The organism is Saccharothrix violaceirubra, assembly GCF_014203755.1.
GTDB lineage: Bacteria > Actinomycetota > Actinomycetes > Mycobacteriales > Pseudonocardiaceae > Actinosynnema > Actinosynnema violaceirubrum.
Window position 1 is genome coordinate 3,639,820 of sequence record NZ_JACHJS010000001.1, and the last position, 23,445, is coordinate 3,663,264.

The window sequence follows — 23,445 nt, forward strand, 5'->3', positions numbered from 1 at the left end:
TCAGGACACCGTCCACGGCGAGACCGGCACCAGGCAGCCGTCGCGGCGCAGCACGGCCGCGAACGCCGGGTCGGCGCCGAGCGCGGCCAGGTCCGTGCACACGGGCACCGTGCGCGGCGACGCGCTGCGCAACCGCGTCCGGGCGTTCAACCGCGATGCGGCGGCGGACCGGGACGCCTCGGCGTACTGGCCCTGGCCGGTGCGGCGGCGCCACGTCAACGCCTCGACGACCGCGCGGGCCGCGACCACGCCGCCGAACACGTCCACGACGGTCATCAGCGTGTGCGGCACGCCGGTCCGCGCCTGCACGGGGAACTCGCCGGCCGACCCGGACAGGTAGGCGGTCACCAGGCCCGGCCGGGCCTGGTCGAGGGCCTGCGGGTCGAGCGACCGCGCCACGGCCTCGTCGGACGTCCAGTCGTGCACGAACACGTCCGCGCCGGCGAGCAGTTCGGCCAGCTCCAGCAGGCCGGCCGGCGTGCCGGGGTCGAGTTCGACGACCCGCTTGTCCCGGTTGAACGCGTGGTACCGGGCCGAGGTCTCGTCCACGAGCGGGCGCACCGCCCGGTCCGGGTCGCCGCCCGGCGGCTCGACCCGCACGACCGTCGCGCCCAGGAAGCCCAGCAGCAACCCGGCGACCGGTCCCCTGGTGCGCCGCACCGACTCGACCACGACGATCCCCGACAGCGGCGCCGCGTCCGGCCGTGCCTCGCGTCGGGGGTCGGGTGTGAGATCGGCGGTGGGCAGGGCGCTCACCACGTACGGCGGCAGGTCCTCCACCGCCCGCCGGGCGAGCCGGGCGACGGTCGGCCCGGTCTCCTCGGCGATGTCCTCCACGGCGACGATGGGCGTGCGCGCGGTGAGCGCGAACAGCTCCGGAGGCAGCGGGCAGCACGCGGTCTCGTACCGGTGCGGGAACGTCAGCCAGCCCTGGGCGACGTGCCGGTGCTCGGCACCGAGGACGGTCCAGAACCGCGACCACGCGCCCTCGTCGTCGGTGTCGAGGTCGAACGCGATGCCCTCGACCGACACGAACGGCGGACCGCCCGGTTCGAACGGACCGACCGGCTCGTCCGCCGTGGCCGCCGCCAGGTAGGGCGACACGGCCAGCAGCGCGGCCTGTGCGACCGAGGTGGTCAACGCCCGCACCGGAATCCACCGCGCCCGCCCGAGTTCCGCGGCGGCGAACCCCAACCCCGCGAGTTCGGCGCCCAACGCCGACGCGTAGTCGAACTCCAGGGCCGTAGGCCGCCCGAACCGACGACCGTGCACGTGCATCAACCCGCACGCGGCCTGCACGTCCGCCTCGCCGGTGAGTGTCACCCCCAACGGCCCGGACCACCCGACCGCGGTCGGCGCACCGACCCCCGAGGTCACGACCGCCCTCCCGTCGCACGCACACCGACCGACCCCACCGACCGGCCTCCCGCACCACGCGACCACCCTCGCCGGACCTGCCCGACCGACCGCCCACAGCAGCCGCTCACGGACAACCGGCCGGGCTCCGCACACCCGCCATCACCGAGTGAACCCCGCATACCCGGACGCGCCCGCCGCCCACCTTCCGGCCCACCCGCGCCGGACGCGCCGACAGCGGGCACCCGCACCCCACGGCCACCCACGCTCACGACCGGCCTCCGGTCCCACCGGCCGGCCGCCGACACCCCACGGCCACCTGCCGGACCATCTGCATCGGACAGTCCCGGCCGGCCGCTCACGACCGGCCTCCCGCCTGGGCGAAGCGGCACACCTCGTCCGCGACGACCTCCACCTCGGCGTCGGTCAGGCCGGGGTGCAGGGGCAGCGCCAACCGGGTCCGGGACACGAGTTCGGCGGCCGGCCAATCGCGGTCGCCCTGGGCGTGCGCGGCGAACACGGGTTGGCGCGGCAACGGCACCGGGTGCGGCACGTGCGTCCCGATGCCGCGCGCGGCCAGGTGATCGCGCAGCGGGTCGCGCCGGTCGACGTGCAACGCGTAGACCGGCCCCGAACCCGGCGAGGGCGTCACCACGCCGGCCAGCCCCGCGAACCGCTCCGAGTAGTAGCCGCCGATCCGCACCGCCCGGTCCAGCCGCCGGGGCCACGTGTCCATCCGGTGCAGCAGGAACGCGGCCTGCACCTCGTCGAACCGGCTGCTCGCCCCGATCCGCACCGACACCTCGGGATCGCCGTCGCGGCCGTGGTCGCGCAGCACCCGCACGGCCTGTGCGAGGTCGAGGTCGTCGGTCACCACGATCGCGCCCTCGCCGGGCAGCCCGAACCCCTTGGCCCGGCCGAACGACAGCACCCCGGTCGCGGTCCACGGACCGCCGAACGTCCCGGGCCGGTTGACCGCCGCCTCCTCGATCAGCGGCACCCCGTGCCCGACCGCGACCCGCCGCAACGCGCTGGTGTCCGTGCGCACCGCGAACTGGTGCGACGGCAGCACGGCCCGCGTGCGCGCGGTCAGCAAGCGGCCGACGTCGTCCGGGTCGAGCACGGCGGTCACCGGGTCGACGTCGGCGAACACCGGCACCGCGCCCAGCAGCAACGACGCGGCGGCGGGCGGCGCGCTCCCGTACGCGGGCACGACCACCTCGTCATCGGGTCCGACACCCGAGGCGGACAGCACCAGCGCGAGCGCGGACGTGCCGCTCGCGCACGCCACCGCCGCACGGACGCCGGCCGAGGAGCACACCGCCGCCTCGAACCGCGCGGTGTGCTCGCCGAGCACGAACGGCCCGGCGGAGCGGCCGATCCGCTCGACGACCGCCAGCAGCAGCTCCCGGTCCTCCTCGACGAGGTCGGGCTGCCGGAACGGGATCTTCACGACGTCACCCGGCCGAACGCCGCGATCGCGTCGCAGACCCGGTCCGCGTCGGCCGCGGTCAGGTCCGGGTGCAACGGCAGCGCCAGGGTGCGGCGGGCCGCGCGTTCGGCGTGCGGGAAGTCGCCGGGCCGGTGGCCGGTGTCGGCGAAACAGGGTTGCAGGTGCAGCGGCACGGGGTGGCGCGGTTCGGCGCCGATGCCGGCCGAGGCGAGGTGCGCGGCCAGTTCGGCGCGGTCGTCGGTCTCCACGACGTACTGGCACGGCACGCCGCGCAGTCCGGCCCGGCGGGGCGAGACGGGCAGCGTCAGGCCGGGCACGTCGGCCAGCCGCCGCGAGTAGTGCCGGGCCAGCGCGATCCGGCGGCGCACGTCCGACTCCAGCCGGCCGAGCTTGGCCAGCAGGATCGCGGCCTGCACGTCGTCCATCCGGCTGTCCAGGCCGGGCTGGTCGCCCAGGCCCCGGTGCCGGACGGTCGCGGCGGTCTCGGCCACCACGGGGTCGTCGGTGAGCACGGCGCCCGCGTCGCCGAGCGCGCCCAGCGTGGTCGTCGGCGAGAACGACAGCGCGCCGCCCACGCCGGCCGCGCCGACGTGCCGACCGGCCCAGCGCATCCCGATCGCCTCGGCGCAGTCCTCGACCACCATCAGCCGCAGCCGGTTGGCCACGTCGAGCAGGCCGCCCAGGTCGGCGGGCCGGTGGAACAGGTGCACCGGCAGCACGAACCGGGTGTCGGCGGTGACCACCGCGCGGACCGACGTGGGCGACAGGCCGTAGCCGCCGGGCTCGACGTCGGCGAACACCGGCCGACCGCCCGCGAGCACCACGGCCGAGGCGCTGGCCACGAAGGAGAACGCGGGCACGACCACCCCGTCGCCCGGTCGCAGACCGGCGGCGCGCAGCAGGAGCACGAGGGCGTCCGTGCCGCTGTTCACGCCGATCGCGTGCCGCCGGCCGGTGTAGGCGACGAGCGCCTTTTCCAGTTCCGCGACTTTGCGCCCCGGTTCGAGTTCGAGGACGTCCGCGACGTGCTGCCGGGTAATGGGCCAGAGCTGCGAGAATGTATCCGATTGCGCGTGGAAAGGGACGTTGTGCACGCTCACCTCCGCTGCCCGCCGACCTTTGCGAGGGTATTGCAGCCTGCCGAAACAGCGGATCAACGCCGCGTTGTTCACTCTTCCTGGTCAAACCGGGGACGCCGAGTTGACAGTGCGGCCGGGATTGGGACAGCGTCCGACAGATCAATTTCGGATGCCATTCCCGGGCACGGACAGACAGTGGGTTTCCGCGGTGCGCACTCTCGTCGTCGGACTCGGCAGGGCCGGTGCGGGCCTGCACCTGCCGGTACTCGGGCGGGCGCGTGCCGCCGCGCGCCGACTGTTCTCCACCGAGCCGGTCGTGGCGTGCGAACCCCGGCACAACGCGCTGCGGCGGCCGGGTCTGATCACCACCAACAGCCTCGCCGAGGCGGCCACCCACCTGGACCCGGCCGACACCGTCGCCCACGTCTGCACCCCGCCGACCGTGCGTGCCGAGGTGTTCGCCGAACTGGCCGCGTTGGGCTTCCGCGACCTGATCGTGGAGAAACCGCTGGCCGCCGACACCGACGAGTTGGCCCGACTGATCCGGCTGCGCCGCAAGCACGGGCTGCGCGTCGCCGTGGTCGAGCCCTGGCAGTCGAGCACCCTCACGTCCCGGCTCATCACGTTGGCGACCGGCGGCACGCTCGGCGAGGCGAAGTCGATCACCGTGGTGCAGAACAAGCCCCGGTTCCGGCGGACGCTCACGATGCCGGGGTACCCCACGGCGTTCGACGTCGAACTGCCGCACGGTCTGGGGTTGGCGTTGCGGCTGGCGGGCAGCGCCCGGGTCACGCACGCGGCCGGGTTCGACCTGACGTTCGGCGACGTGGTCATCCCGCGCATGGGCGGCGCGCGGATCGGGTTGCGGCACAACTCGGGCGTGCGCACGGAGATCAGCTCGGACCTGACCTCGCCGGTGCGCGAGCGGCGGGTGACCGTGGAGTTCGAGAAGGGCACGGCCGTCGGACACTTCCCGGTGAGCGACGACGACGACCACGCGCAGCTCACCGTGACCGCGAACGGGCGGCGGGAGCACAGCGTGTTGCGCGACGACGCGTTGGCCGAGTGGATGGTGCAGACCTACAGCCGGTTCCACTCGCCGTCCGACCAGCACGCGCGGCACTTCAGCTTCGCCACGGACGTGGTGCAGTTGCTGGCCGTGGCCAAGAACATCTGCGCGGAACCGGTGGTGTCGTCCGCGCGCCGCGAACCGGCGGTGTCGCTCCACGCCTGGTGATCCGTCCACCCACCGCGCGAGTCCTCCACTCGGACACCCCGAAATACGCGTTCAGGCACCCCGAAATACGCACTCGGGCAGACCTCGAGGCCGTTCGACCGGTCAGGTCGACCTCGGCCGACGACGCGACCAGCGGACATCCGCCCGCCCTGGCGTGCCCGAGTGCGTGTTTCGGGGTGTCCGAGTGCGTGTTTCGCGGTGCCTGAGCCGAGGACTCGCGGGATCGAGGGGTGTGGATCACACTTGCCCCGCAGTTTGAGTTGTGTAGACTCAAACCCGACGGGATCAAGCGGACCGTCCACTGCGGACGGGAAGGGTGGCCACGATGGGCTACGGGCGCTGGGACGACGACACGTACAAGGCGGCACGTACTTTCCGTGCGGCACAAGGCATCGACGACTTCGGCTACACCGCCGACATGCGCCACCAGCCGAGAGAGGAGTGGCGGGCCGACCCCCTGCTCGACCCCTACCGCGTCACGGCGCGCGAGTGCCGCGACTCGGCCGACCACGCCGACTCGACGCCCATCGCCGTCCTGTTCGACGTCACCGGCTCGATGGGCCGCGTGCCCCGGATCATGCAGGGCAAGCTCGGCCGGCTGCACGGTCTCCTGCGGCACAAGGGATACCTCGCCGACCCGCAGATCCTGTTCGGCGGCATCGGGGACGCCGACTCGGACCGGGTGCCGCTCCAGATCGGTCAGTTCGAATCGGACAACCGCATGGACGAGCAGCTCCGCGCCATGTTCCTGGAGGGCGGTGGCGGCGGGCAGAAGAGCGAGTCGTACGAGCTGGCCGCGTACTTCATGGCCCGCCACGTCGCCACCGACGCGTGGGAGAAGCGCCGACGCAAGGGCTACCTGTTCCTGATCGGCGACGAGCTGAACAAGCACCGCCTGGAGGCCCGGCACATCCGCCGCGTCATCGGCGACGCGGTCGAGCCCGACATCGACCCGCGCTCGGTCTACCGCGAACTGGCCACGCGGTGGCACGTCTACTACATCCTGCCCCGGCAGTCGTCGTACTACGACGACCCGGAGATCGCCGAGCACTGGCGCGACCTGCTGGGCCAGAACTTCATGCGGCTGGACGACCCGGGCGCGGTGTGCGAGCTGATCGCGACCACGATCGGTCTCGAGGAACAGGTCGTCGACCTCGACCAGGCGCTGGTCGACCTCGCCGAGGTGGGGTCGAAGGCCGAGAGCAAGGCGGTCGGCCGGGCGTTGGCGGCGGGCGGCCGGCGCGCGATCGGCCCGGCGTGATGCCGGAGCACGTGGCCGTCGTCGGGCTCGGCTTCGGCGACGAGGGCAAGGGCGCGGTGGTCGACGCGCTCTGCGCCGCCCGGGAGACGGTGTCGGTCGTGCGGTTCAACGGCGGCGCGCAGGCCGCGCACAACGTCGTGGTCGGCGACCGGCACCACACGTTCAGCCAGTTCGGGTCGGGCACGCTCGCGGGCGTGCCGACCCTGCTGTCCCGGCACGTCCTGGTCGAGCCGATCGCGTTGGCGACCGAGGCCCGCGAACTGGCCGCGCTCGGCGTGCCCGACCCGCTCCGGCTGGTCTCGGTCGACCGGGACGCGTTGCTGACCACGCCCGTGCACGTGGCCGCGAACCGGGCGCGGGAGGACGCGCGGGGTGCCGACCGGCACGGCTCGTGCGGCAAGGGGATCGGCGAGACCGCGTGGTACGCGTTGCTGCCCGGGCACGGTCCCGGCGACGTCGTGGAGGGGTGGCCGCTGCCGGGTGTCCCCGGCCCGGCCCCCACCGTCGGCGACTGCGCGGACGAGGCGACGTTGCGCCGGCGGCTCGACGCGCTGGCCGCGTTCTACGCGCCGCTGACCGAGGATTTCCCGGCGGTGGACGACATGGTCCACCTGTACCGGGCGTTCGCGGACGCGGTGCGCACGGTCGACGGCGACGAGGTACGCCGCCGGGCCGCGCGGGGACGACTGGTGTTCGAGGGCGCGCAGGGCGTGCTGCTCGACCAGCACCACGGCTTCCACCCGCACACCACGTGGTCCACGGTCACCCCGGACCTGATCCCGGCCATGCTGGGTGAACGGCCGCGGGTGCTGGGCGTCACCCGGACCTACCAGACCCGGCACGGCGCCGGCCCGCTCCCGACCGAGGACCCGGCGTTGGACCTGCCCGAACGGCACAACGGGTACGGGCACTACCAGGGCGGTTGGCGGGTGGGCCACCTCGACGCCACGCTGCTGGACCACGCGGTGCGGGCGTGCGGCGGCGTGGACGCGTTGGCCGTCACGCACCTGGACCGCACAGGCCTGTCCGTCCGCACCGACACCGGACTGCACGCGCTCCCCCGCGACGTGCCCGGCTGGTTCGAGCGGCGGTACGGCGTTCCGGTGCGGGTCACGGGCACCGGACCGGACCGCGTGGACTACGCGGTCCGGGTCCGGGAAGCGGCGCCGGCCGACCGTGGGCGAGAATTCCCTGATGATCGAGTCGACGTTGGTGTCCGTTGACGTCCTCGCGCTGCGGTTCGACACCGGCGCGCGGGCGGTGCTGCTGGGCATCTCCGAACGGCCGCAGGAGCCGTTCGCCGGCGCGCTCGCGCTGCCGGGCGTGCTGCTGAGGCGCGGGGAACGGCTGCGGGACGCGGCGGTGCGGGCGGCGGCGGACAAGCTCGGCGTCAAGGTGCGCGCGACCGGACAGCTGATCACCTTCGACGAGCCGTCCCGCGACCCGCGCGGCCCGACGCTGTCGGTGGCGCTGTGGGCGGCCGTCGACCCGTCGGCGGCGGGCCGGACCTGGGTGCCGCTCGACGACGTTCCGCACCTGGCCTTCGACCACGACCGGATCGTGGCCGACTGCCGTCCGCTGCTGCGCGACCGGCTGTGGCGGGACCCGGCGTTCACCGCCGGGCTGCTCGGCACGGAGTTCACCACGGCCCAGGCGCTGGACCTGACCGAGGCGCTCACCGGCGAACGTCCCTACCCCGCCAACCTGGGCCGCACGATGGAGCGCGTGCCGGGGCTGCGCCGGACGACGCAGCACGCGGCGTCCCTGCCGAAGGGCGGTCGGCCGCCGTCGGTGTGGCGGTGGGAGCAACCCGCCGCGCAGGCGTGAAAAACCGTCCCCGAACAAGGACTTTCGACCCGGGCGGCGACGGTCTCGACGGTCGTAGCGTGGAACGTGGGACAAGAGGAGAATCCGACGGACCGCGGCAGGGGCGGTGGCGTCGGAGGTGGTTCCGGTCCGGTACGAGGCGCATCGGCCGGCCACCGGATCGCGGTCGGCCCGGACGTGGGCGAAGGGCGAGGCCGACCGGCGGTCGCTCCTCTCTGTCCCACCTCGACGTGTTCATCAGTACGTGAACGCCGTGGCGAATTCGAGCAGCTGCGCCGCGTCCAGCGGCGGCACGGGCCGGGGCGGGTCCAGGTACTCCGCGCCGACGTTGGCCACCACCACGATGTAGGTCCCGTTCGGACGCTGCGCGCACAGGACGCTGCTCGGCCCCCAGCCTTCCACCGGACGCGAGTTCGGCCACGCGGCGGCGATCGTGCCGTCCGGCAGCGTGCGGCGCACGCAGCCGGGTTGGTCCGATGTGCACGGTTCGAGCGTTCCGGCGCTCGGACCGGTGAACGCGGTGAACGGCTTGTCCGTCGCGACCTTCCCGACGCTGATCTCCAGCGTCGCCATGCCCGTGCCGTCCCTCAGGATCGTCCGCATGACGTAGGACGTCCCCGTCACGCTGTCGTACCACCGGTGGAACGGTGCCGCCGCGGCGAAGGAGTCGTCGGTCACCAGGCCGGCCTCGGCCAGGGCGGACCTGGTCGCCGCGAACTCGGTGTCGAGACGAGCGGACCGCGCGTCACGGCCGGGGACCGCGACGCCGAGCTGCCCCGCGGGCGGCCCGCCGGCCGACTCGAACCCGTTCAGCGCCAGGACGAGCGACCCCACCAGGGCCGTCGTCACCACACCCGCCGCGATCGTCGCCACGCGCCCGCGCCCGCGTGCCCGTGCCCGCTCGACGACCCGGTCCACGTCGAGCGGGTGTGGGCGGGCCTCGTCCGCCAGGAGGCGCAGGCCGTCGGTCAACTGCTGCTCGTCCATGCCTTCTCCTTGATCGGGTCGGATGAGGTGACGGCGACGCGCAACGCGGCCAGGCCCCGGGCCGTCTGGCTCTTCACGGTGCCCTCGGAGCAACGCATGATCGCCGCGGTCTCGGCCACCGAGTACTGGGCCCAGTAGCGCAGGACCACGGCCGCGCGCTGCCGGGGCGGGATGGCCGCCAGGGCACGCCGCAGCACCTGCTTGTCGTGCTCGGGCCCCACCGCCTCGGCCGGGTCCGCGCGGTCGTCGGGCAGGTCGGGCACGACGCCGTCGCCGCTCTCCGAACGCCGCCACGGTCTGCGCCGCTCGTTGAGCCAACACCGCAGCAGGACTTTGCGCGCGTAGGCGTCCGCGGTGTCCGGGTCCCGCAACCGGGGCCACACCGGGTACAGCCTGATCAGGCAGGTCTGGACCAGGTCGTCGGCGAGGTGCCCGTCACCGCACAGCAGGTAGGCCAGTCGCGTCAACGGCCCGCTCGACCGGGCAGCGAACGCGCGGAACTGCTCCTCGTCGGCGCTTCGGCTTCCCCTCATACCCCTCACACACCCGCCCCGCCGCAAAGGTTGCACGACGGTACGGGAGCGGACCGGACCCGTCGCCGACCTGGGCCGATGTTTTCGGCCGGCCCCGAATAACGTGCCTCCGGGTCACCACGCACCGGAACGGCGAAGTTCCACATCTCGCACCCGAACACCACAATGGACCGGAGACGACCGCCCGGACCACCGCGTCCGGCGTCGGCATGACGGTTCGGCGATTTTCCGATCACCGGAACACGACCGCCCGACGCCACGATTACCCCGACTGCCACAACCCCCGGATTTTCGCACTTCGTGACAAAACGGCGGTGGCGAGCGCCACTCGGTTTCGTCACCGGTGACGAGGCCCGGCGCGGTGGCCCGCCGGCAGGGTTGCCCCGGGGTCGCCCTCCGCCGGAACCGCGCACCGGCCGTCGATCCTTCGGCACCAGCACCGCGTTCACACGGAATCAGCGAAACCAAGAGGGGAACACCGAATGAGGTCACGCATCTCCAGATTCCTCGCCGTCGCGACCGCGGTCGCCGCGGCGGCGGTCGCGCCGACGACCGCGACGGCGGAGCCGGCACCGGCGCAGGCGGCCCAGGCGGTGTACGGACTGGCCGGCGGGGGCAAGTTGCTGAGCATGTTCAGGACCGACAGCCCCGACCGGCTCGACTGGGTGCGCACCGTCAACGGCCTGGTCGGCGACAGCTTCCTGATCGGCTTCGACTTCCGGGTGCAGGACGGCAAGCTGTACGGCGTCGGCAACCGCGGCGGCGTCTACACGATCGGCATCCCGTCCGCGACGGTCGCGAAGGTCTCGCAGCTCACCGTCGCGCTCCACGGCACCTACTTCGGCGTCGACTTCAACCCGGCGGCGAACCGGCTGCGGGTCGTCAGCGACACCGGTCAGAACCTGCGGCACAGCATCGACGACAACGCCACGGCCACCGACACGCCGTTGACCACGCCGCCCGCGACCGGCACGACCACGGGCGTCACGGCGATCGCGTACACGAACAACGACCTCAACAACGACACCGGCACCACGCTGTTCGTCATCAACACCGACACCGACCAGGTCGCCATCCAGTCGCCCGCCAACAGCGGGCAGCTCGCCGTCACCGGGAAGCTGGCGGTCCGCGCCGACACGGACGCGGGCTTCGACATCTTCAGCGACCTGACCAACGGCCGGACCACGTCGAACCTCGCGTTCGCGGCGCTGGGCAACGGCGGGATCTCGACGTTCTACGGGGTCGACGTGCTCACCGGCTTCGCCTGGCCGGTCGGCGACTTCCCGTTGAACATCACCGACATCGCGGTGGCGTTGGACACCGCCTGACCGCGGGCACATCCGGACGAACATTCCCCGAATAGATTCCCTCCGGCGGAAAGCCTTCCCGAAGCCCCCCGAGGGAAATGTCCCGCACCGGCAACCCCACCGCCGGTGCGGGACGCCTTTCACCAGTGGACGTGGAATCGGGGAATCCGATCGGCTCCCGATTCACGGCACCTGGCGGTACAGTCGACGCCTTCGGTGTGCCACCGTCGCGGGCGAAACCATGGGGAACCGGAAACCGGGGGCGACATGGCCGATCTGTTCGGCATGTGGAGAAGCAGGATAGATCACAACAGCCGTATGGCGGTCGACGCCTATCAACGGGAAATACCGGATTTCCGGCGGATCGCGACCCGGCCCGACGTCCGGGAGAGCCTGCTCGACTTCGCCGTGTACCTGCGGCGCCGCACGATCGAGCTGATCGCCGACGACGAGCCGTTCAGCCGCGCCGACATCGGACTGATCACGGCCATGGGACGCGCACGCGGAGCCAAGGGTGTGTCGCCCGCCTCGCAACGCCAAGTGCTCGTACTGCACACGTCGTTGCTGCTGCGCGAGGTGCACGAGATCGCCGGGCCCGACGACGGCGACGCGGTGATGAGCGCACTGCACTGGCTGCCCGAACTGGGCGCGGCGTCGCACAGCGCCTACACCACCGGCTACCTCGGCGGTCTGGCCGACGCCCGGCCGCTGGTCGACCGGGTGCTGCTGCTGGCGGAGGCGCTGGTGACCGACGACCCGCTGGCCCACGACCTGGCCGCGCACCTGGCGATGCCGGTGCCCCGGCGCTGCCTGGTCGTGGTGGTGCGGCTGCCGCGCTCGGACGTGCCGCGCTCGGCGGTGGCCGATCTGCTGGCCCGGCACTGGGTGCCGTGCGGGTGGACGGCGGCCGACGAACTCACCGCCGTGGTCGACGGGCGCGATCGGGGTCTGGCGTTCGTCCGCGATTTCGTCGCGGCCGTCGACGTGCCCTGCTCGATCGGCGCGGCGCACGGCGAGGTGGGTGCGCTGTCGGAGGTCGCGGCCGGTGCACGCGAGGTGAGCCGGGTCGCGCCGCCGAGGACCGCGATCCACCTGCGCGACGACCTGTTCGCCGAACTCGGCGTGTCCCGCGTGCCGGCGGTGGACGCGTGGCTGCGCGACGTGGCGGACCGGTTGGCGCGGGGTCCCCGACTCGTCGGCACCCTGGATGCCTTCTACCGCAACGACATGGCCCGGTCGCGGACGGCGGCGGCGTTGGGCGTGCACCCGCGCACGCTGGACTACCGGCTGCGCCGGGTCGAGGAGTTGACCGGCATCGACCCGGTGACGGTGCGCGGCGTGCGGATCCTGAGCACGGCCGTGAACCGGGTCCTCGCGGAGGGGTGACGGGAGTCGCGAGTGGACGATCTCTACGACCGGCTGCGCCGGAGGGTGGCGACCAACGCCCGGATCGTGGTCGACACGTGCATCGCCGAGCTGCCGGAGTACGCGGCCACCATCGTCGACCACCGGGACCTGGCCGGGATGCTGGACTTCGCCGTGTTCATCCGGCGGCGCACCGTGGACCTGACGGCGGCCGACGAGCCGATGACGCCCGAGGACCTGGCCACGATCGCGTCGATCGGCCGGGTGCGCGGTGAACGCGGCATGCCCCACGCCGTGCTGCCGCGGGTGTTGGCGCTGCACGCCGCCGCCACGTTCCGCGAGGTGCAGGAGGCGTCCGGTGCGCGGGACCTGACCGACACCATGCAGGTCCTGAGCTGGCTCAGCGACCAGGGGTCGGCCGGGCAGCGCGCGTACACGCTCGGTTTCCTCAACGGCCAACGCCGGTTCCTGTCCCCCACCGGCCAGGTGCGCCGGCTCGCCGAGCTGACGCTGGCCGCCGACCCGGCCGCCGCGTCCTACGGCGAGGACATCGGCGTCCCGCTGCCGGACCGGATCCGGGTGGTGGTCGCCCGGTGCACGCCGCCGCACCCGGTCGACGAGGTGATCGAGACCGTGTGGCAACGCCACCGCGTGCCCGCGACGTGGACCGGGCCGCACGAACTGGCCGTCGTGCTGCCCGCCGAACCGGACACGCTCGCCGCGACCGTGACCGAGGACCTGAACGCGACGCTGGGCCGCCCGTGCCTGGGCACCGCGACCGCGACGCTGTCGGCGCTACCCGACGCGTTCTCCCTCGCGCGCCGCGTGAGCACGGTGGCACCCGGGGGTTTCCTGTACACGATCGCCGACCTGCTGCTGGAGGTCGCGGTCCGGGAGATGCCCGAGATCGAGCGGTGGCTGGACGGCCTGGCCGCCCGCCTGTCCTCGGGCCCCGACCTGATCGCCACACTGGACGTCTACTACCGCTGCGACCTCAACCGGGCCGAGGCAGCGTCCACGCTGCACATCCACCCGCGCACCCTCGACTACCGCCTCCAGCGCATCCGCGACCTGACCTCGGTGGACCCGCACACGACGCACGGGATCCGGGTGCTGAGCACCGTCGTCACGCGGGTCAGGCGTTAGCTCTCGCGCAACAGGGTCCGCGCGTCGCCCAACGCGCGCCCGAGCAGGTTGAGTCCGGGCCACCGCGCGGGGTCGGTCGCCCGCGGGTCGTCGGCGGCCAACCCGATCCCCCACACCGGGTCCACCGGGCTGGCCTCGACCAGCACCCGGTCCCCGGTGCCGAGCAGGAACGCCCGCAGGTCGTCGCGCTGCCCGAACTTCGCGACGGAACCGTCCACCACGATCCCGTACCGGTGCTCGACCCAGACCTCGTCCGAGAAGCCCCGCACCCGCCGCCCCAACCCCTTGGCATCGTCGGGGGTCGCCGCGTCGAGCACCTTGCCGGCGGTCTCGTGGTCGTCGAACAGCGAAGCCTTGCGCCACATCATGTAGTGCTCGGCCGACGCGAACACCCGACCGTCCGCGGTGAACCGCGTCGGCCACCACTGGCTCAGGCACCACCTGCCGATGCCCTCACCCCGATGCCCCCAGAAGAACAGGAAATCCGCCACTGCCCACCCCGTGATCCGTCCGCGGTACGCCCGGATCATGCACGCCCGCACGTCGGAAGCCAACTTCATACCCGCTCGGACGCGCCCGGCCGGGGGCACGCGCCGTCGTGCGACACCGATCCGGGGTGGTTCGCTCCCTTTCGGCCCGTCATCGTTCTTCGCGCGCCCTTTTCCGCGCGCGACCTGCGGGGAGCAACACCGATTCGTACGTTGCGCCGATTCGCGAACGTGAGGAAATCCGTACGTTCGGTCCGGTCGAAACACCCCGATGCCAAGGGGGAACCGTGACCACCGGAGACACCCGGAAGACACCGCTGGAGCACTGGCGCGGCGCGTCGGTGACGACGAAGTTGTACTGGCTGCTGAGAATCGGCGTGGCGATCGAATACCTCGGCCACGGATGGGCCGGGTTGAGCCGGTCACGGGCGTGGCTGCCCTACTACGACCTGTTCGGCATTTCGGCCGACACCGCCGTGGACTACCTGATGTACGTGACCGGCGCCGTGGACATCACCGTCGGCCTGGTCGTCCTGTTCTGGCCCCTGCGGATCGTGCTGCTGCACGCCACGGTCTGGGGCGTGTTCACCGCACTGCTGCGTCCGGCCGTCGGCGAGGGCTGGTGGGAATTCCTGGAGCGCGGCGGCAACTACGGCATGCCGTTGGCCCTGCTGATCCTGGTCGGCGGCGGCGGGTACTCGCTGCGCCGCTGGTTCACCCGGGCCGACCCGCCGGCCGACGTCACCGATCGCGCACAGGTCGGCGTGCACACGGCCGCACGCGTCGGACTCGGCCTGTTGCTCATCGGCCACGGCGGCTTCGGCGCGTTCGAGAACAAACGCCACTGGTACGACTTCTTCGCACTCTTCGGCGTCGGCCGGGGCACGGTCGACGACGCGAATCTCATGGTCGTGTTCGGCACCTTCGAAATCCTGCTCGGACTCGCCGTGCTGATCCGTCCGGTCGTGCCGCTGCTGTGGTTCGTGCTGGGCTGGAAACTGGCCACCGAACTGCTCCGCCCGCTCGTGGGACAGGAGTGGTTCCAATTCGTCGAACGCGACGGCGACTACGTGCTGCCGGTCGTGCTGATCGTCGGCGCGGGCGTGTACGCGACGGCTTATCGGCGGCTGCACGGCACCCGCTCGTCCACCCCCTCGTGAAAGGAGGCACCCGTTGCGTCGCCTGATCGTCCTCGTCGTCCTGCTGATGGCCGCGACACCGACCACCGCGGTCGCCGGCGGACACCGGAAACCGGTCGTGATCGCCACCATCGACGTCGGCCTGGCGCCGCGCGCCGTCACGTTCACGCCCGACCAGCGCTACGCCTACGTCGCCAACGCGGGCTCCAACACCGTGTCCGTGCTCGACGTGGACAAGCGGGCCGTGGTCGACACGATCCCGGTCGGCTCGTTCCCCTACGGCATCGCCTTCGACCGGCATGACCACGCCTACGTCGCCAACCGCGACTCCGACGAGGTGACCGTCGTGGACACCGACTCACGCACGGCGGTGAAGACCATCCCGGTCGGCGACGCGCCGCGCTGGGCGGAGGTCACCCCGAACGGCCGGGAGGTGTACGTCAGCAGCACCGGTTCCAACGCGGTGACCGTGATCGACACCCGGACACAGGCCGTGACCGCGACGATCCCGGTCGGCAAGGCACCCCGCGGCATCGAGTTCGACCGTGCCGGGCGGCACGCGTACGTCGCCGACTCGGACTCCGACACGCTGTCGGTCGTCGACACCCGCACCCGCGCGGTCGTGGCCACGGTGCCGGTCGGCGACGAACCGCGCGGCGTCCTCGTGACGCCCGACGACCGCACCGCCTACGTCAGCAACACGATCGGCGGCACGGTCTCCGTCGTGGACCTGCGCACGCGGAAGGTGACGACGACGATCACCGTGGGCCGCAACCCGCGCGGCATCTCGCTGCACGCGGGCAACCGGATCGCGTACGTGGCCAACTCCGGCTCGGGCACCGTGAACACGATCGACACGCGCACGAACACCGTGGTGGGCGAGGTGGCCGTCGGCACCGATCCCCGGTGGACCGCACCGGGGCCGGGTCACCGCTACGTCCTGGTCACCAACACGGGTTCGGCGAGCGTGTCGATCGTGACGCTCGGCCGCTGACCACACCGTCCACAGTGGAATCCCGGCACCACGGGCGTGGTGCCGGGACCACTCACAGACCGCGGGCGGCCTGCGCGGTGTGCTTGAGCAGAACAGCCGTGGTGACCGGGCCGACGCCGCCGGGCACCGGGGTCAGCGCGCCCGCGACCCCGGCGACGTCCGGACGCACGTCGCCGACCAGGGAGCCGTCCGCCGCCGGGTTGGTGCCGACGTCCACGACGACCGCACCCGGCTTCACGTGCTCCGCGCCCACGAAACCCGCACGGCCCACGGCGACCACGAGCACATCGGCCTCCCTGGTCACCGCGGGAAGATCGGCCGTGCGCGAGTGGCACACCGTCACGGTCGCGTCGGCGGCCAGCAGCAGCAACGCGGCAGGCTTGCCGACCACCGTCGACCGGCCCACCACCACGGCCCGGGTACCGGCCAGCGGCACCCCCTCGTGCCGCAGCACCTCCAGCACGGCGACGGCCGTCGCGGGCGCGAAGCCCGACAGGCCCGCCGCCACCCGGCCCAGGCTCTCCGGGTTCGCGCCGTCCACGTCCTTGCGCGGGTCGATGAACGCGCCGACGTCGTCGAGCGCCACGCCGTCGGGCAGCGGGGTCTGGCAGATCACGCCGTGCACGGACGGATCGGCCGACAGGTCCGCGAGCCGGTCGACGACGTCCTGTCGAGACGGTTCCTCCAACTGCACGACCCGGCACGCGATGCCGACCTTGCGCGCGGCCCGTTCGATCGACCGCACGTACCAGGCCGTGGCCTCGTCCCGGGTCGGTACCAGCACGGCCAGCGTCGGCGGCACCGACGCGGTCGCCACGGCCGCGGTCACCTCGGCCGTGATGGTCGCCGCGATCGCCCGCCCGTCGATGCGCCTCATCGGCCGACCCGCTCCCGCACGGCGGCCACGACCGCGTCCGCCCGGCCGATCGCGGGCAGGTGCCCGTCCAGGGCCGCGGCGAGCGACGACCGACGCGGGTCGTCGCCCAGCCCGGCCAGGTTGATCTCGACGTTCACCGCGGCGGACTCCAGTGCGGCACGCGCGGACGACGCCGCGACCGCCACGTCCGACAGCACGTTCGGATTCGCGCCCGCCAGCACCGATTCCGCCAGGGCGACGACCGACGCGGCGAGCGCGGCCGTGCGCAGCGGCACGTCCGCGGCGGCGGCCAACGCGTCGCGCACGGCGGTGCCCCGCGTCTCCTTCGGCAGCCGGTAGGCCGCGATCACCGCGTCGAACGCGACCGCGTCGGCGTCGGCGAGTTCCACGGCGGTCAGGCGCAGCCGTTCGGCCTCGTGCAACGCCCCGGTCATCGTCTCCTCGTGGGCGGCGTACTTCGGCCGTCCGATCGTCAGGTTGCACACCATCGACACCAGGGCCGCACCCACGGCCGCGTTGAGCGCCGCCGCCGCGCCGCCGCCGGGTGTCGACGCGCCCGAGGCGAGGTCGGCCAACCACTCGCCCACTTTCCGTGACTCCACGTGTCCCCCAATCGCAGATCCGCAGCTCACCCTATACGGCGACTGAGCAGCACTCGTCCAGTCCACAGAGGACCAATGGGTACATGTCCGGCACTTTCGGGTTACATATGGTCCTCGTTAGGGGTATTACGTGATGACCACACTTTCGGTTCGGGAGGACCCATGCGCACGGCGATCGCCCTCGCCGCCCTCACGCTGGTGGCCGGGTGCGGCCTCGGCGCACCCCCCGGCGGCGGCGTCGCCGACGGCCGGGTCCCGGACGGCACACCCGACGCGGCCGCCGCGCGCACCCTCCTCGCCGGACTCGTCGTCGCCGAACCGGGCACCCTCAAGGGCTACGAACGCGACTGCGACAAGGGCGCGGCCTGCGTCTTCGGGCGCGCGTGGAAGGACGTCGACGGCGACGGGTGCGACCAGCGCAGCCAGGTCCTCGCCCGCGACCTCACCGACGTCAAGCGCAAGGACGGCCGGTGCGGCGTCGAATCCGGCACGCTCGCCGATCCCTACACCGGCGAGACGATCACGTCCGTCTCCAAGATCCAGATCGACCACGTCGTGCCGCTGGCCGAGATGTGGCGCAGCGGAGCCGCCGCGTGGCCGGCCGACCGGCGGGTGGCGGCGGCCAACGACCTGCGCAACCTCGTGGCCGTGCAGGGCAAGGCCAACCAGTCCAAGAGCGACCACACGCCGGACGAGTGGATGCCGCCCAACGCCGCGTACGCGTGCTCCTACGGGCGCATGTACGTCGGCGTGAAGGCGAACTACGCGTTGACCATCAGCGCACCCGAACGTGCCGCGTTGGAGTCCGCGTTGGCCAAGTGCGGCTGACCGCCCGTCACATGTCGGCGAGGATCATGCCGTCCCACCACTGGTACAGCCGCTCCAACGCCAACCCGCCGGTCGCGCTCGAGGACCGCAGCACGCCGACGGTCAACGTCTTCGAGTCCGACCACCACACCTGACCACGTCCGTCCTTGACGAAGCAGGTCTTGTAGTCGCCGTCGAGCGGGCCGTCGGTCGTGCGCGAGTACGCGGCGTAGTGCGGCGTCAGCTCCTGCGGCTTGCACCCGCCCTGGGCGTCGTTGCGCGGGATGTTGTTGCCGCTCATCACGTCGAGGAAGAACTCGTCCTGCTTCCCCCGGCTGGCGAACAGGTGGAAGACGGCCTCGTCGGGCGCGGGGAGCTGCGGGTGCACCCGGTTGGCCTTGGCACAGGAGATCGACGCCTCGGCACCGGCCTGGGTGGTCGTCTCCTTGCAGGTCGTGTTGCCCGAGTAGACGTAAGGCAGCAACGCCCGCAACCGCTGCACCGACTCCGGATCGGCACCGCCCGAGGTGGGGGGCACGTCCTCGGTCGTGGTCGACGCCGCCGTGGCGCTCGACGGCCCCGGCCCCTGCTGCCCGGAACCGCGCGACGCCAGGACGGTGGCCACGACGCCCACCATCACCACCACCGCGATCGACACGGACACGACCAACGCCCGGTTGGCCGCGAACCACCCCTGCCCACCGCCGGCACCGGCCCACGCGGGCGCCGGATGCGGACCGGTCACGGCCAAGGGCGTGGGCGGCAACGAGTTCCCGCCCAGACTCGGGTGGGAAGGCCCGCCCAACCGCGTGGGCGGCAACGACGAACCGCCCAGGTTGCCCGGCACACCCCGCACGCCGCCGGCGGGCGTACCCGGCACGGGCACACCACGCGCGGGCGTACCCCCGACGACGGGCTGGGCGACCGCGGGCGCACCCGACGCGGACCCGCCACCGACGACAGGCCGACCGACGACCGGAATCCCGGCAGCGGGCGTACCCGGCACCGGCACACCCACGACCGGCTGACCGGCCACCGGCGTACCACCGACCGGCTGGCCGACCACGGGAATCCCGGCAGCCGGCGTACCCGGCACCGACGCTCCACTCGCGACCGGCCGACCGGCCACCGGACTCCCGGCCACCGGCGCACCGTCGACCGGCCGGCCGACAACGGGGGTCCCCGCCACCGGCGTACCCGGCACGGGCACACCGCCGACCACGGGAATCCCGGCAGCCGGCGTACCCGGCGCCGCGACTCCGGCGACCGACCGGCCAGCCACCGGAGTTCCGGCCATCGGCGAACCGACCACGGGCGCTTCACCGGCGGGAATGCCCACTACGGGCACCTCGGCAGCAGGAGCGTCCGCGACCGGCACGGGCGTCTCGACCGGCGTAGCACCAGCCTCCGGCGTGCCGGCAGGCGTGCCCGTCGCCGCAACCGCACCGCCCGCCGACGACCCGACCTCCGAATCGGCCGACACCCCGGTGCTACCGACGGCCGGTGTTCCGACGCCGGGAACGATCTCCTCCGTCGGCGCACGACCGGCGACCGGTCCGCCGCCGACGGCGGAACCCTCGGCCGACCCACTCGACCGCACCTCGTCGGCCGCCACGGCACTCCCCGGCGGGTCGCCGACAGGCGTACCACCCACCGGCACGTCACTTCCCGGCGGACCACCGGCCACCGGCACACCGCTCGCGGCCGAAGACCCGTCGAGACCACCCACGACAGCCGACCCCGACGACGATCCACTGCGGCTCTCGACCACCGGCGCCGCGTCGGGAGAGACCTCCGGCGACCCGACGGACGGCGCATCACCCGGCGCGATACCACCGGAGGACGTGTCGATCTCCCGCGGCTCGGCGACCGCCGTCGACTCCTCCGACGACCCGGGCGTGCCGCCCGAAGTCCCGCCGTCGGCCGGCGCACCGACCGTCGGAACGTCCGACGCGACCGGAGCCGCACCGGCAGCGGGCACGCCCGGAGCCGACACGCGCTCGACGGGCGTGCCACCGTCCACCGGCACACCGGCAGCCGGGGTCCCCGGACCCGCGGCGGGCGGCACCCCGGGCCCACCCGGCCGCACCCCGGGTGCCCCGCCCGGACCGAAGCCGGGCGTGCCGAACGCGGGTGGGCCGGGCTGCTGGTAGCCCGGCGGCATCGGCGCACCGTAAGGCGGACGCATCTCCGGCGGCGCGACCAACGTCGGCCACCACCCACGCGTCGGCGGTGCCGGCAGCACGGGCCGGGACTGCTCCAACGCCAGCGCCGCCGCCGAAGCCAGCGCACCCGCCGTCTGGTAGCGGCGGTCCGGGTCCTTGGCCATCCCCTTGACGACAACGTCGTCAAACGCGCGCGGCACCATCGGGTTCACCGACGACGGCCGAGGGGGCGGCTCCTGCATGTGCGCCCAGATCTGCGCCGCGGTGCCGTCGGCGTTGAACGGCCGCCGGCCGGTCAGGCACGCGAACAGCACGCACGCCAGGGCGTACACGTCCACCCGGCCGTCCAGCGGGCCCGGGTTGAACCGCTCCGGCGCCATGTAGTCGAGCGTGCCGACCACGTCGCCGGACGCCGTCAGGTGCGTGGCCGTCGTCGACAGGCTGCGGGCGATGCCGAAGTCGACCAGGTAGACGAAGTCGCCGGCCGACACGAGCACGTTCGACGGCTTCACGTCCCGGTGCACGAGGTTGTCGACGTGCGCCGCGTCCAGCGCGCCGGCCACCTGCTCGATGATCCGCACCGCGCGTCGCGGCTCGATCGGGCCGTGCGCGAGCACGCGCGCGAGGTCGTGCCCCTCGACGAGCCGCATGTCCAGGTAGAGCCGACCCTCGATCTCGCCGAACGCGTGGATCGGGATCACGTGCGGTTCGCGCAGCCGGGCCACGATCTGCGACTCGCGCCGGAACCGGGCGCGGAAGTCGGAGTCGTCGTTGTACGCGCCGGAGAGCCGCTTCAGCGCCACGACCCGGTCGTGCGCGGTGTCGAGGGCGCGGTGGACCTCCCCCATCCCGCCGCGACCAAGCAGCTCCAGAATGCGGTACGGCCCGAACGACTCTGCTGACATCACTCTCCCGCGTGACCGATCTGCCCGTGTCGACGCAGATCGTAGTCGCAGGGTTCCGCCGCTTCCCCGGAAACGGGACCGGTCAGGCCACCGCCGCGTGGGGAACACGCACGGCGACGATCCGTGACCGTCGCCGCAGCCGGAAGCCCAGCGACTCATAGAGCCGAATCGCGTTCACGTTGGACGCCAACGCGTGCATCAACGGCGTCTCGCCACGCTCCCGGATACCGGCCGCGACCGCGAGCACCAACCGGGTGGCCAATCCCCGTCCCCGGTAGGCGGGGTCCGTGCACACCGCGCTGATCTCCCGCCAGCCCGGCGGGTTCATCCGCTCCCCCGCCAACGCCACCAGCCGCCCGTTGTCCCGCACCCCGAGGTAGGTGCCGAGTTCGATCGTCCGCTTCCGGAACGGCCCCGGCCTGGTCCGCTCGACCAGGTCGATGATCTCCGGCACGTCGGCGGGCCCGAGCCGCACGGCCTCGGGGAACGGCTCCGGCACCACGCCGTCGTCGACGAGCTGCACGCCCTCGATGTCCTCGACGATCTCCCAGTCCGCGGGCGCGCTGAACGCGGCCAGGTTCACCGACACCACGCCGCCGGGGCCGGCGAACTCCGCGACGTCGCGCCACACATCCGCGTCGGACTCGGGCGGCAGGGCGAGGAACGGCGCCACCTCGGGGTCGTACCGCACCACCTGGCCGTGCCACTGCGCGAACCGCGCGTGCCCACCGTGCAACGACTCCCAGGCCGCGTGGTCCAACGGCGAACTCGAAGCCATGCGCCAACCCCCAGGAGAACAGCCGTCCAATGATCGGGCGAATCATCGCCGGCGCCGATCACCGCCGTCCACGCCTCCCACATCCTGAACAGGACCGGGCCGCCCGGAAGCGATCCCCGTCACGGCCCGACCGCGCGCCACGACCAGCAGCACACCGGCCACGACACCCAGGAAGTACGGCGACGGCACGAGCAGCACCCCGCCCACGAGGCACCACACCGCGAGCCCCCACCCGATGCCGACGGGCAGCGTCACGCCCCGTCCCGCCAAGTGCCAGGTCAGGCACCCCAGCAGGAGCAGCGGCACGGCGAAACTGCCCGGTCCGGCCCAGAACGTCAGCCCGTTCACCAACGCCGCCTCGGACCGGTCCGCCGGGATCAGCGGAACGGCCGCCCACCCGCCCCGCGCCACCCACCCGACGACCACCGACCACTTCAGCACGATCGAAAGTCCCAGGTGTCCCGCACCCAGCACCACCATGATCCCGGCCGCCCACCGCTGCGGTCCCATCCGCCACCCCCGTTGTGTACGCCACCGTATATTTGATCTGTACGGTAGCGTACACATCCCCGTGCCCCAGGAGGTCGAGTTGCCGCCCACCCCCCGCACACCGCGCGAACGCTGGCTCGACGCCGGTCTCGAAGCCCTGGTCGAAGGTGGTCCGGACGCCGTCCGCGTGGAGACCCTCGCCACCGCGCTGGGCGTCACCAAAGGCGGCTTCTACGGCTACTTCGCGGGACGCCCGGCCCTGCTCGACGAACTGCTCGACGAGTGGGAACGCCGCTGCACCGACGACGTGCTCGCCCGCGTGGAGGCCGAGGGCGGCGACGCACGCGACCGCCTGCGCCGGGCCGGCGGCCTCACGTCGTCCGAAGACCTGCACCGCCTCGACCTCGCCGTGCGCCAGTGGGCCCGCCGCGACGAGGCCGTGGCCGCCCGCCTCCGGCGGATCGACGCCGTGCGCCTGGACTTCCTGCGCCGGATGTTCGCCACGTTCGTCGCCGACCCCGACGAGGTCGAGGCCCGCAGCACGCTGATGTTCACGCTCGCGATCGGCCGGCACTTCCTGGCCGCCGACGCCGAGGCCGTCCGCCGGGCCGGCGAGCACCTGCTCCGTTGAGCACCGTCCCCGGCCGCTC

At 73.0% G+C, this 23,445-nt stretch carries 22 protein-coding genes; 11 read left to right on the forward strand and 11 right to left on the reverse strand.

Annotation, left to right across the window (positions count from 1 at the left end; genetic code table 11):
- From F4559_RS17140 to F4559_RS17150, 3 genes are all read right to left on the reverse strand, one after another.
- A complete protein-coding gene (locus F4559_RS17140) occupies positions 1–1,377 on the reverse strand; it encodes a CoA transferase (protein ID WP_312865695.1) in 1,377 nt (458 codons plus the stop codon).
- 337 nt (positions 1,378–1,714) lie between these two features.
- Positions 1,715–2,809 (reverse strand): DegT/DnrJ/EryC1/StrS family aminotransferase, encoded by a 1,095-nt coding sequence (locus F4559_RS17145; protein ID WP_184669927.1) that lies wholly within the window; start codon positions 2,807–2,809, stop codon positions 1,715–1,717.
- Complete coding sequence (locus tag F4559_RS17150; protein ID WP_312865696.1) at positions 2,806–3,903, reverse strand: DegT/DnrJ/EryC1/StrS family aminotransferase; 1,098 nt, start codon at positions 3,901–3,903, stop codon at positions 2,806–2,808. Before F4559_RS17150 ends, F4559_RS17145 begins: the two co-directional genes overlap by 4 nt.
- Before the next feature lie 193 nt (positions 3,904–4,096).
- On the opposite strand from F4559_RS17150, the gene F4559_RS17155 reads away from it, so the two are divergent.
- The 4 genes from F4559_RS17155 (at position 4,097) to F4559_RS17170 (ending at position 8,213) form a co-directional block, all read left to right on the forward strand.
- Positions 4,097–5,125, forward strand: a complete 1,029-nt coding sequence (locus F4559_RS17155; RefSeq protein WP_312865697.1) for a Gfo/Idh/MocA family protein — start codon at positions 4,097–4,099, stop codon at positions 5,123–5,125.
- A gap of 325 nt (positions 5,126–5,450) precedes the next feature.
- The gene (locus tag F4559_RS17160) at positions 5,451–6,386 is read left to right on the forward strand and encodes a hypothetical protein (protein ID WP_184669933.1); all 936 of its coding nucleotides are present in this window, start codon (positions 5,451–5,453) and stop codon (positions 6,384–6,386) included.
- Positions 6,386–7,609, forward strand: coding sequence for an adenylosuccinate synthetase (locus F4559_RS17165; RefSeq protein ID WP_184669935.1), 1,224 nt, complete (start codon positions 6,386–6,388; stop codon positions 7,607–7,609). Before F4559_RS17160 ends, F4559_RS17165 begins: the two co-directional genes overlap by 1 nt.
- Positions 7,581–8,213, forward strand: a complete 633-nt coding sequence (locus tag F4559_RS17170; RefSeq protein WP_184669937.1) for an NUDIX domain-containing protein — start codon at positions 7,581–7,583, stop codon at positions 8,211–8,213. The genes F4559_RS17165 and F4559_RS17170 overlap by 29 nt, the downstream gene beginning before the upstream one ends.
- Positions 8,214–8,450: 237 nt before the next feature.
- On the opposite strand, the gene F4559_RS17175 is transcribed toward F4559_RS17170, so the two are convergent.
- The gene (locus F4559_RS17175) at positions 8,451–9,200 is read right to left on the reverse strand and encodes a hypothetical protein (RefSeq protein ID WP_184669938.1); all 750 of its coding nucleotides are present in this window, start codon (positions 9,198–9,200) and stop codon (positions 8,451–8,453) included.
- Positions 9,182–9,733 (reverse strand): RNA polymerase sigma factor, encoded by a 552-nt coding sequence (locus F4559_RS17180; protein ID WP_184669940.1) that lies wholly within the window; start codon positions 9,731–9,733, stop codon positions 9,182–9,184. Before F4559_RS17180 ends, F4559_RS17175 begins: the two co-directional genes overlap by 19 nt.
- A 482-nt stretch (positions 9,734–10,215) precedes the next feature.
- Here F4559_RS17180 and F4559_RS17185 point away from each other — a divergent pair, with 482 nt between their 5' ends.
- The 3 genes from F4559_RS17185 to F4559_RS36385 all read left to right on the forward strand — a co-directional run bounded on the left by F4559_RS17185 (position 10,216) and on the right by F4559_RS36385 (position 13,551).
- Positions 10,216–11,061 carry a DUF4394 domain-containing protein gene (locus F4559_RS17185; RefSeq protein WP_184669942.1) on the forward strand — a complete coding sequence of 282 codons (846 nt, stop codon included), beginning with the start codon at positions 10,216–10,218 and terminating at the stop codon, positions 11,059–11,061.
- A gap of 297 nt (positions 11,062–11,358) precedes the next feature.
- A complete protein-coding gene (locus tag F4559_RS17190) occupies positions 11,359–12,426 on the forward strand; it encodes a PucR family transcriptional regulator (protein ID WP_184669944.1) in 1,068 nt (355 codons plus the stop codon).
- A 12-nt stretch (positions 12,427–12,438) separates the two neighbouring features.
- Positions 12,439–13,551, forward strand: coding sequence for a PucR family transcriptional regulator (locus tag F4559_RS36385; RefSeq protein ID WP_184669946.1), 1,113 nt, complete (start codon positions 12,439–12,441; stop codon positions 13,549–13,551).
- On the opposite strand, the gene ybiA is transcribed toward F4559_RS36385, so the two are convergent.
- A complete protein-coding gene (gene ybiA, locus F4559_RS17200; RefSeq protein ID WP_184675892.1) occupies positions 13,548–14,081 on the reverse strand; it encodes a riboflavin biosynthesis intermediates N-glycosidase in 534 nt (177 codons plus the stop codon). The two genes, F4559_RS36385 and ybiA, sit on opposite strands and share 4 nt — an antisense overlap.
- Before the next feature lie 245 nt (positions 14,082–14,326).
- Here ybiA and F4559_RS17205 point away from each other — a divergent pair, with 245 nt between their 5' ends.
- Together F4559_RS17205 and F4559_RS17210 are read left to right on the forward strand one after the other, a co-directional pair.
- Positions 14,327–15,199, forward strand: coding sequence for a hypothetical protein (locus F4559_RS17205; protein ID WP_184669948.1), 873 nt, complete (start codon positions 14,327–14,329; stop codon positions 15,197–15,199).
- 13 nt (positions 15,200–15,212) lie between these two features.
- Positions 15,213–16,172 (forward strand): beta-propeller fold lactonase family protein, encoded by a 960-nt coding sequence (locus F4559_RS17210; RefSeq protein ID WP_184669950.1) that lies wholly within the window; start codon positions 15,213–15,215, stop codon positions 16,170–16,172.
- Between the two features lie 52 nt (positions 16,173–16,224).
- Here the strand turns inward: F4559_RS17210 and F4559_RS17215 are convergent, their stop codons facing one another.
- Together F4559_RS17215 and F4559_RS17220 are read right to left on the reverse strand one after the other, a co-directional pair.
- Positions 16,225–17,049 carry a bifunctional 5,10-methylenetetrahydrofolate dehydrogenase/5,10-methenyltetrahydrofolate cyclohydrolase gene (locus F4559_RS17215; protein ID WP_184669952.1) on the reverse strand — a complete coding sequence of 275 codons (825 nt, stop codon included), beginning with the start codon at positions 17,047–17,049 and terminating at the stop codon, positions 16,225–16,227.
- Positions 17,046–17,636, reverse strand: coding sequence for a cyclodeaminase/cyclohydrolase family protein (locus F4559_RS17220; protein ID WP_312865698.1), 591 nt, complete (start codon positions 17,634–17,636; stop codon positions 17,046–17,048). Before F4559_RS17220 ends, F4559_RS17215 begins: the two co-directional genes overlap by 4 nt.
- Positions 17,637–17,813: 177 nt before the next feature.
- Here F4559_RS17220 and F4559_RS17225 point away from each other — a divergent pair, with 177 nt between their 5' ends.
- Positions 17,814–18,479, forward strand: coding sequence for an HNH endonuclease family protein (locus F4559_RS17225; protein ID WP_184669956.1), 666 nt, complete (start codon positions 17,814–17,816; stop codon positions 18,477–18,479).
- A 7-nt stretch (positions 18,480–18,486) separates the two neighbouring features.
- Here the strand turns inward: F4559_RS17225 and F4559_RS35965 are convergent, their stop codons facing one another.
- From F4559_RS35965 to F4559_RS17240, 3 genes are all read right to left on the reverse strand, one after another.
- Positions 18,487–21,528 (reverse strand): serine/threonine-protein kinase, encoded by a 3,042-nt coding sequence (locus F4559_RS35965; protein ID WP_281386323.1) that lies wholly within the window; start codon positions 21,526–21,528, stop codon positions 18,487–18,489.
- An 82-nt stretch (positions 21,529–21,610) separates the two neighbouring features.
- Positions 21,611–22,306 carry a GNAT family N-acetyltransferase gene (locus F4559_RS17235; RefSeq protein ID WP_184669958.1) on the reverse strand — a complete coding sequence of 232 codons (696 nt, stop codon included), beginning with the start codon at positions 22,304–22,306 and terminating at the stop codon, positions 21,611–21,613.
- Between the two features lie 42 nt (positions 22,307–22,348).
- Entirely contained in the window at positions 22,349–22,816 is a 468-nt protein-coding gene (locus F4559_RS17240; RefSeq protein ID WP_221447261.1) for a DUF6463 family protein, read from the reverse strand.
- A 61-nt stretch (positions 22,817–22,877) separates the two neighbouring features.
- Here F4559_RS17240 and F4559_RS17245 point away from each other — a divergent pair, with 61 nt between their 5' ends.
- Entirely contained in the window at positions 22,878–23,426 is a 549-nt protein-coding gene (locus F4559_RS17245) for a TetR/AcrR family transcriptional regulator (RefSeq protein WP_312865699.1), read from the forward strand.
- Positions 23,427–23,445 lie beyond the last annotated feature (19 nt).

Excerpts from the sequence above, each read along its gene's own strand:
- F4559_RS17160 (WP_184669933.1), top strand. The coding sequence starts at position 5,451 with ATGGGCTACGGGCGCTGGGACGACGACACGTACAAGGCGGCACGTACT.
- F4559_RS17165 (WP_184669935.1), top strand. The coding sequence starts at position 6,386 with ATGCCGGAGCACGTGGCCGTCGTCGGGCTCGGCTTCGGCGACGAGGGC.
- F4559_RS17170 (WP_184669937.1), top strand. The coding sequence starts at position 7,581 with ATGATCGAGTCGACGTTGGTGTCCGTTGACGTCCTCGCGCTGCGGTTC.
- F4559_RS17175 (WP_184669938.1), bottom strand. The coding sequence starts at position 9,200 with ATGGACGAGCAGCAGTTGACCGACGGCCTGCGCCTCCTGGCGGACGAG.
- F4559_RS17180 (WP_184669940.1), bottom strand. The coding sequence starts at position 9,733 with ATGAGGGGAAGCCGAAGCGCCGACGAGGAGCAGTTCCGCGCGTTCGCT.
- F4559_RS17185 (WP_184669942.1), top strand. The coding sequence starts at position 10,216 with ATGAGGTCACGCATCTCCAGATTCCTCGCCGTCGCGACCGCGGTCGCC.
- F4559_RS17190 (WP_184669944.1), top strand. The coding sequence starts at position 11,359 with ATGGCGGTCGACGCCTATCAACGGGAAATACCGGATTTCCGGCGGATC.
- ybiA (WP_184675892.1), bottom strand. The coding sequence starts at position 14,081 with ATGATCCGGGCGTACCGCGGACGGATCACGGGGTGGGCAGTGGCGGAT.
- F4559_RS17215 (WP_184669952.1), bottom strand. The coding sequence starts at position 17,049 with ATGAGGCGCATCGACGGGCGGGCGATCGCGGCGACCATCACGGCCGAG.
- F4559_RS17225 (WP_184669956.1), top strand. The coding sequence starts at position 17,814 with ATGCGCACGGCGATCGCCCTCGCCGCCCTCACGCTGGTGGCCGGGTGC.
- F4559_RS35965 (WP_281386323.1), bottom strand. The coding sequence starts at position 21,528 with ATGTCAGCAGAGTCGTTCGGGCCGTACCGCATTCTGGAGCTGCTTGGT.
- F4559_RS17235 (WP_184669958.1), bottom strand. The coding sequence starts at position 22,306 with ATGGCTTCGAGTTCGCCGTTGGACCACGCGGCCTGGGAGTCGTTGCAC.
- F4559_RS17240 (WP_221447261.1), bottom strand. The coding sequence starts at position 22,816 with ATGGGACCGCAGCGGTGGGCGGCCGGGATCATGGTGGTGCTGGGTGCG.